Consider the following 7340-nt stretch of genomic DNA (forward strand, 5'->3'; position numbering starts at 1 on the left):
ATAATCTTGCCTCCATGCCGAAAAAACAACCAACTATCGAGCCTCTATATTGCCTCAATATGAAATAGCACGCACTTCATTATTCTGATCAATACCACTATTCTCCTGATTAATTGCACTAACAGCATGGATTAAATGTTATTACAAATGAGATTATTTGAACCCAATTAGAAAAAATTCAAATAGAGAGTGGATATTTTATTTGGCATCAGGGTATTAAAAGTATTATTATTGCAATTATTGATTTGTGACTGCTATTATTATTTAAAATAGTTTTAGGCCAACAGGAAATTAAATCGCTATCCCGTAGAATTAGCCATTCCTTGACTAAGGGTAGAGGCGCATTGTCTATAAGTAGCAGGTTGGAGGGTGATTCCAATGATGATCTGCAAAAGGAGCCAATGCCGAAGTAAGTAAGGATTATCACTCCTTCTTGCTGGGGTTGTCACCGAATAGGGGCAACACTGCCATAGTATATAATTACATTAACTATGGAGCGCTACTGTGGGGTCGGAAAAGGTAACATCCTCTTCTTATGCTCTTTTCTCGCGACATTGTCGTGTTCAGCAGTAGATCTCCAACCAAGATCGGTTGTTATAGAGATCATGAACATTGTAGATTTTTCCCATTCTTCTATTTCGCTTCTACCGCCGCTGGTGGCGTTAGGTCTAGCGATTTTAACTCGCCGCGTTTTGATTTCATTAGGCGTTGGTGTCCTTCTCGGCTCATTGTTATTGACTGATTTCTCCTTCGGAGCAACGGCAGGATATGTCGGCAGCACAGTGAAGGGACTCTTCATTGATGACGGAGCAATTAATAGCTGGAATATGAGTATCGTCGCCTTCCTTATTTTACTGGGGATGACGACGGCATTATTGACTCTCTCGGGCGGTACTCGTGCGTTTGCCGAGTGGGCGCAGACCAAAATTAAAAGTAAACGTGGTGCTAAGCTGCTGGCTGCTTTCCTGGGTGTATTCATTTTTGTCGATGACTATTTTAATAGCTTGGCAGTCGGCTCGATTTCTCGCCCGGTAACTGATCGCTTTTATGTGTCGCGTGCAAAACTGGCCTATATTCTCGACTCAACGGCTGCTCCGATGTGTGTGCTGATGCCGGCGTCTAGCTGGGGTGCTTATATTATTACCCTAATTGGCGGTATTCTGGTTTCACATGGCATTACTGAATATTCAGCATTAAGTGCATTTATTCAGCTTGCTCCAATGAACTTCTATGCGGTCTTTGCACTATTAATGGTATTTGTTGTGGCCTGGTTCCAGCTGGATATCGGTGCAATGAAGAAGCATGAACTTCAGGCGAGCCATGGCCATGGCTTTGACGAAGGCGATGATGACAGCCAGGCAAAAGATCTGAATGACGAGCTGGAAATTGAAGAAAGCGACAAGGGCCGTGTATCCGATTTGATCATGCCAATTGTTGCCCTGATCTTCGCGACCTTCTTCTTTATGATTTTCACCGGTTACCAGGCGCTGGCTGCCGACGGTCTTGCCTTTAATATTCTGGGCGCATTTGAAAATACCGATGTTGGTATGTCGCTGGTATACGGCGGTACTGTTGGTCTGCTGGCTGCGCTAGTACCAGTATTGCGCCAGCGTCTGCCAATGGCCGATGTCGCCAGTACAATGTGGATTGGTGCGAAGTCAATGTTTGGTGCCATCCTTATCTTGTTATTTGCCTGGAGTATCGGTAGCGTGATCAGCGATATGGCAACGGGTAAATACCTCTCGACCTTGGTGCAGGGTAATATCAACCCGATGCTTCTTCCGGCAATCCTGTTCCTGTTGGCTGGTCTGATGGCGTTCTCGACCGGTACCTCTTGGGGCACATTCGGTATTATGCTGCCAATCGCCGGTGATTTGGCGGGGGCGACTGAAATTGCCTTGATGCTGCCTATGCTAGGCGCAGTACTGGCCGGCTCGGTGTTTGGTGACCACTGTTCGCCAATCTCGGATACGACAATTCTGTCTTCGACCGGTGCACGCTGTCACCATATTGACCACGTTGCAACGCAGCTGCCATATGCTGTAGCCGTGGCGGTGGTATCGACAGTCGGCTTCCTGGTGCTGGGTTTGACCAGCTCGATGGCTGTGGCATTCATGGCAGCAACTATTACCTTTATTCTGGTTTGTCTGCTGCTGATGTGGCTGTCTCGTCGCCCTTCAGCGCTGGCCGCTAATATGAAAAGCTAATAAATCCCAGCTTCTGTTTTGATGAAAAGCCTGCAATGTGATTGCAGGCTTTTTTCTTATCTTCCGCTCAGTATTTGTTACCTTTTCATTGATTCTGACGCTTTTAATTCGGTGTCGTTTTCTGTAGCATTTCGGCAGTTTTTTTGCGCTTGGACGGGGAGCCTTATGGCCCAGATGTATTTCTATTACTCGGCAATGAATGCGGGTAAGTCGACGACGTTATTACAGTCATCTTTTAACTATCGTGAGCGTGGAATGACTCCGGTAATCTTTACCGCTGCTATCGATGACCGCTACGGCAAAGGCAAGGTGAGCTCGCGTATCGGGCTACAGGAAGATGCTGAACTGTTTAATTCGAAGGATGATTTGTACTGTAAGCTTCAGGATATTCATGCAACGAATAAAATCGACTGTGTATTAATTGATGAGTGCCAGTTCCTCACCAAAGAGCAGGTATATCAGTTGACCGAGGTGGTGGATAAAATGCATATTCCGGTCTTGTGTTACGGCCTTCGCAGTGATTTCCGTGGTGAACTGTTCGAGGGAAGCAAATACTTGCTGTCATGGGCTGATAAGCTGGTCGAGTTGAAAACTATTTGCCACTGTGGCCGAAAAGCCAATATGGTGATCCGACAGGATGAAACCGGCCGTGCGATTGCCGATGGTGATCAGGTTGAAATTGGCGGTAATGACCGGTATGTGTCTGTTTGCCGCAAGCATTATAAAGAAGCGCTTGGCCGCTAATTCCCTAAAGAAACTGGCGGTAGATTTGAAAAAGCCTGAGTCATGGACTCAGGCTTTGTTATTTCTACGCCGCTAACGGAACCTGCTCGATAGGGCTCCGGTTATCTATAGCTCCGGCTTATTTATGGCGCTCTTGCAGCTTGGCCGTGACATCAGACAAGGAGAGTCCTTGGTCCTGAAGCAAGACGATCAGGTGATAGATCAGATCTGCCGACTCGCAGACTAGCTCCTTCTTGTCACCCGACGTTGCCGCAAGCGCGACTTCAACGCCTTCTTCGCCCACTTTTTGCGAAATGCGCTTGGTACCACGGGCGTAGAGGCTGGCGGTGTAGGAGGAGTCAGGATCGGCATCTTTACGAGCAGCCAGAACTTGTTCAAGTTGATGAAGGAACACCAGGGCAGGTTGCTCGTCCTGTCCTTCGATGGTGTTATCGCTGTCAAAACAGGTGGTGGTACCCAGGTGGCAGGTCGGGCCGACAGGGTTTACCTTAACCAGCAGGGTATCCTGATCACAGTCTAGCTTGATGCTTTTTAGCTCCAGCACGTTGCCTGAGGTTTCTCCCTTGGTCCACAGGCGGCTCTTGGTACGTGACCAGAAGGTAACCTGCTTGGTTTCCAGGGTTTTATTCAGAGCCTCGTCATTCATATACCCCAGCATCAGCACCTGGCCGCTGGTATTGTCCTGAACAATGGCGGGGACCAGTCCGTCTACTTTTTCCCAGTTAATGCTTGTTGTTAGACTCATAGTCGGATCTCCACGTCCTGTTGTTTCAAATACTGCTTAAGTTCACCGATATTGATGACTTGTTTGTGGAAGACAGAAGCGGCTAGGGCACCGTCTACATTGGCCTTGTTGAAGGCATCGGCAAAGTGGACCATTTCACCGGCACCACCGGATGCGATAAGCGGGACATGGCACACTTCACGCACCATATTAAGCTGAGTCAGATCATAGCCGTTGCGAACGCCGTCCTGATTCATCATGTTCAGGACAATCTCGCCGGCACCGCGTCGCTGCACCTCCTGTACCCAGTCGCGCGTTTCCCACTGGGTCGCCTTGGTACGCGCCTCGTCACCGGTAAACTGGTACACCTGATACTTGCCGGTATTGGCATCGAAGTAGGAGTCAATGCCGACAACGATGCACTGCACGCCAAATTTATCGGCCAGTTCGGTGATTAGCGCCGGGTTGGCCAGAGCCGGTGAGTTGATAGAGACTTTATCGGCGCCAAATTGCAGGATGCGGCTGGCATCTTCTGCTGACTTAATGCCGCCGGCGACACAGAACGGGATGTCGATAACCTCGGCTACCCGGGCCACCCAGCTTTTGTCGACCACCCGGCCGTCACTTGAGGCGGTGATATCATAGAACACCAGCTCGTCAGCCCCTTCTTCGGCGTAGCGCTTGGCAAGCGGTACAATGTCACCGATGATTTCGTGGTTGCGGAACTGAACGCCCTTTACCACCTGTCCGTCACGGACGTCTAAACAAGGAATGATTCGTCTTGCTAGCATACTGTTACTCCTTGTCTGTTAGCTGTTCCAGCACTGAAAAGCTTCTTCAGCGCTGAACTTTCCGTCGAGTAGCGCACGACCGACAATCACGCCCGCCACACCACTTCCCTTGAGGGCTTCGATATCTTTCAGGCCGCCGATGCCGCCCGAAGACTGGAACTGCACCTGCGGATACTGGGCACAAAGATCGACATAGAGTTCGACATTTGACCCGGCCAGTGTGCCGTCACGGGAGATATCGGTACACAGTACATGCTTGAGGCCGACGGTGAGGAAGTCATCCAGCAGGGCTTCGATACTGACCCCTGAGTCTTCCTGCCAGCCCGAAATGGCAACATGGCGGTTGCCGTCTTCGTCGATGTTGACGTCGAGCGCCAGAACAATATGTTCCGGGCCATATTTTTCCATCCAGCCTTTGACCAGCTCCGGCTGTTTTACCGCTGTCGAACCAATAACCACTCGCTGGGCGCCGGCTGCCAGCAGATCAGCGACGTCCTTTTCGGTTCTCACTCCGCCGCCAATCTGAATGTTGGCAGGGGTACTGGCGAGCAACTGGCTGATCAGATCCAGCTGACGCGCCGAGGTGTCTTTTGCCCCGGTTAGATCGACCAGGTGCAGCCAGTCGGCCCCGGCCTGGTTATAAAGCTTGAATTGCTCGGCAGGGTCGACTTTGTATTCTGTGACTTGGCCGTAGTCGCCCTGAAAAAGGCGAACAACCTGGCCGTTAATTAAATCAAGTGCGGGAATAATCATCCTAAGTCCTTTTGATGTGTTTTAGCTCGCTGAGTTAACAAGTCACATCTCTAAAAAGTTTTTAATGAGCTGGGCACCGGCTTTGCTGGAGCGTTCCGGGTGGAACTGTACGCCATAGTAGTTCCCGCTCTGTATTGCTGCCGTAAAAGGCTGCCCATATTCACAGCGGGCAATGGTATAGCCGCCTTGCTCTGCTTCCGCGGCAGAAACCGGCATCGCATAGCTGTGAACAAAATAGAAATAGCTACCGGCTGGAATGTCCTTAAACAGCGGGTGTCCTTCTGCCGGAGTGACAGTATTCCAGCCCATGTGCGGTAGCGGCAGCGCGCCGGTTTCCAGCTTTTTGATCGGGGCATCGCACAGCGCAAGGCACGGAACGAGCTCTGTGCCGCTCTGGCCCTGCTCCTCAGAGAAGGCGCCCAGTAGCTGCATACCGAGGCAAATACCCAGCAAGGGTTTGTCGACCTTTTTGACAAGCTCGACCAGGTCACGTTGCTCAAGGTTGTTCATCGCTTCGCTGGCGGTGTCGACACCCGGCAAAAACAGCTTGTCAGCCGCCAGTACGATGTCTGGTTCCTTGCTGACGGTGACGATGTAGCCAAGGCGCTCGATGGCAAACCGGACCGATGAGACATTGGCGCAGCCTGTATCAATAATGACGACTTTCTGGTTCTCGCTGGCCATTACAGTACTCCTTTACTGCTCGGTAGTTCGGTCCCTTCAACCCGGATAGCCTGGCGTAATGTGCGGCCAAACGCCTTGAACAGGCTCTCAACGATGTGGTGATCGTTCTCACCCGTCGAAGACAGGTGCAGGGTACAGGCCAGGGTATCGGTGAGTGAACGGAAGAAGTGCGACACCATCTCTGTCGACAGATCACCCACTTGCTCGCGACCGAAATCGGCATCGAATTTCAGGAACGGGCGGCCGGACAGATCCAGCGCACACTGTGCCAGGCATTCATCCATTGGCAGGCTGAAGCCAAAACGGCCAATCCCGCGTTTGTCTCCCAAGGCATCTTTCAATGCTTGTCCGAGCGCCAGTGCGGTATCTTCGACGCTGTGGTGGTCATCAATGTGCAAGTCTCCCTTGACGGTCAGCTCCATGCGGAAACCGCCGTGGGTGGCAATTTGATCCAGCATGTGATCGAAGAAGCCAAGGCCGGTTTCGATCTTGTTGCCGCCGGTTTCATCAAGGTTAACCTTGACCCGGATATCGGTTTCCTTGGTGGTACGAACGACCTCGGCGATCCTTGGGCTAGTGGTCAGATCTTTAACGATCTGTTGCCAGTTCATGCTTTTCTCGTTTAAGGGATTAGGATTGTACTGGATCCCGCGAATGGCCATATTCTCAGCGAGCTGCAGATCGGTCTGGCGATCGCCGATAACCGCCGAGGTGGCGAAGTCCACACGTCCTTGTTGCAGATATCCTTTAACAAGGCCCAGCTTTGGTTTGCGGCAGCTGCAGTTGTCTTCGTCGAAATGCGGGCAGATCAGGACATCATCGAATTTGACGCCCTGTGACTCGAAGATTTCCATCATCATGTTGTGCGGCGCATCGAAGTCTTGTTGCGGGTAGCTGTCTGTGCCCAAGCCGTCTTGGTTGGTTACCATAACAAGTGTATAACCCGCATCCTGAAGCTGAAGCAGCGCCGGGATCACGAAAGGCTCAAGCTTGAGTTTATCCAGGCGATCAACCTGGAAATCTTCAGGCGGCTCGACAATCAGGGTGCCGTCGCGATCAATAAATAAAATCTTTTCCTTGCTCACAATGTTCTTCCTTTAATGCTTAATTCTGGGTCAGCTGCTCGCGGATAAATGCCAGCGTCTTTTCACATTCATCGCGGTTGCCGATACTGATGCGAATACAGTTTTCAATCGGGGAGCGACGCAAAATAATGCCGTGGTCCCACAAGGCTGCGAACAGGGCGTCTGCATCCGGGAATTTCACCAACAGGTAGTTGCCATAGCCGTCGAAGACAGTGACACCTTCGAGCATGCTCAATCCGGCCTGTAGATAGGCGCGGTTGGCGTTGAGATCGAGTACCTGGAACTTGGTCTTTGCCAGCCCGGCAGGTGAGAGAGCCTGTACGGCAATGTCAGTGACAGGAACCGGGACCGG

General features: G+C 51.0%; 7 protein-coding genes, 1 pseudogene and 1 riboswitch. Of the genes and pseudogenes, 2 read left to right on the forward strand and 6 right to left on the reverse strand.

Annotated elements, in window-relative coordinates:
- Positions 1-326: 326 nt before the first annotated feature.
- Positions 327-510, forward strand: a riboswitch (Lysine riboswitch).
- Between the two features lie 95 nt (positions 511-605).
- Both MHN01_RS10980 and MHN01_RS10985 read left to right on the forward strand, forming a co-directional pair.
- Complete coding sequence (locus tag MHN01_RS10980; RefSeq protein WP_239411390.1) at positions 606-2207, forward strand: Na+/H+ antiporter NhaC family protein; 1602 nt, start codon at positions 606-608, stop codon at positions 2205-2207.
- A gap of 165 nt (positions 2208-2372) precedes the next feature.
- On the forward strand, positions 2373-2951 hold the full coding sequence (locus MHN01_RS10985; protein ID WP_075768332.1) for a thymidine kinase: 579 nt from the start codon (positions 2373-2375) through the stop codon (positions 2949-2951).
- 118 nt (positions 2952-3069) lie between these two features.
- Here the strand turns inward: MHN01_RS10985 and hisIE are convergent, their stop codons facing one another.
- The 6 genes and pseudogenes from hisIE to MHN01_RS11015 all read right to left on the reverse strand — a co-directional run.
- The gene (gene hisIE, locus MHN01_RS10990) at positions 3070-3696 is read right to left on the reverse strand and encodes a bifunctional phosphoribosyl-AMP cyclohydrolase/phosphoribosyl-ATP diphosphatase HisIE (RefSeq protein WP_239411391.1); all 627 of its coding nucleotides are present in this window, start codon (positions 3694-3696) and stop codon (positions 3070-3072) included.
- On the reverse strand, positions 3693-4466 hold the full coding sequence (gene hisF / locus MHN01_RS10995; RefSeq protein ID WP_239411392.1) for an imidazole glycerol phosphate synthase subunit HisF: 774 nt from the start codon (positions 4464-4466) through the stop codon (positions 3693-3695). The genes hisIE and hisF overlap by 4 nt, the downstream gene beginning before the upstream one ends.
- 18 nt (positions 4467-4484) lie before the next feature.
- The gene (gene hisA / locus MHN01_RS11000; protein ID WP_239411393.1) at positions 4485-5219 is read right to left on the reverse strand and encodes a 1-(5-phosphoribosyl)-5-[(5-phosphoribosylamino)methylideneamino]imidazole-4-carboxamide isomerase; all 735 of its coding nucleotides are present in this window, start codon (positions 5217-5219) and stop codon (positions 4485-4487) included.
- A 42-nt stretch (positions 5220-5261) separates the two neighbouring features.
- Entirely contained in the window at positions 5262-5903 is a 642-nt protein-coding gene (hisH, locus tag MHN01_RS11005) for an imidazole glycerol phosphate synthase subunit HisH (RefSeq protein ID WP_239411394.1), read from the reverse strand.
- Entirely contained in the window at positions 5903-6988 is a 1086-nt protein-coding gene (gene hisB / locus MHN01_RS11010) for a bifunctional histidinol-phosphatase/imidazoleglycerol-phosphate dehydratase HisB (RefSeq protein WP_370646491.1), read from the reverse strand. The genes hisH and hisB overlap by 1 nt, the downstream gene beginning before the upstream one ends.
- A 19-nt stretch (positions 6989-7007) precedes the next feature.
- Positions 7008-7340 (reverse strand): annotated as a pseudogene (locus tag MHN01_RS11015) (histidinol-phosphate transaminase); the annotation flags it as partial.

This window comes from Photobacterium sp. OFAV2-7 (genome assembly GCF_022347985.1).
Lineage (GTDB): Bacteria > Pseudomonadota > Gammaproteobacteria > Enterobacterales > Vibrionaceae > Photobacterium.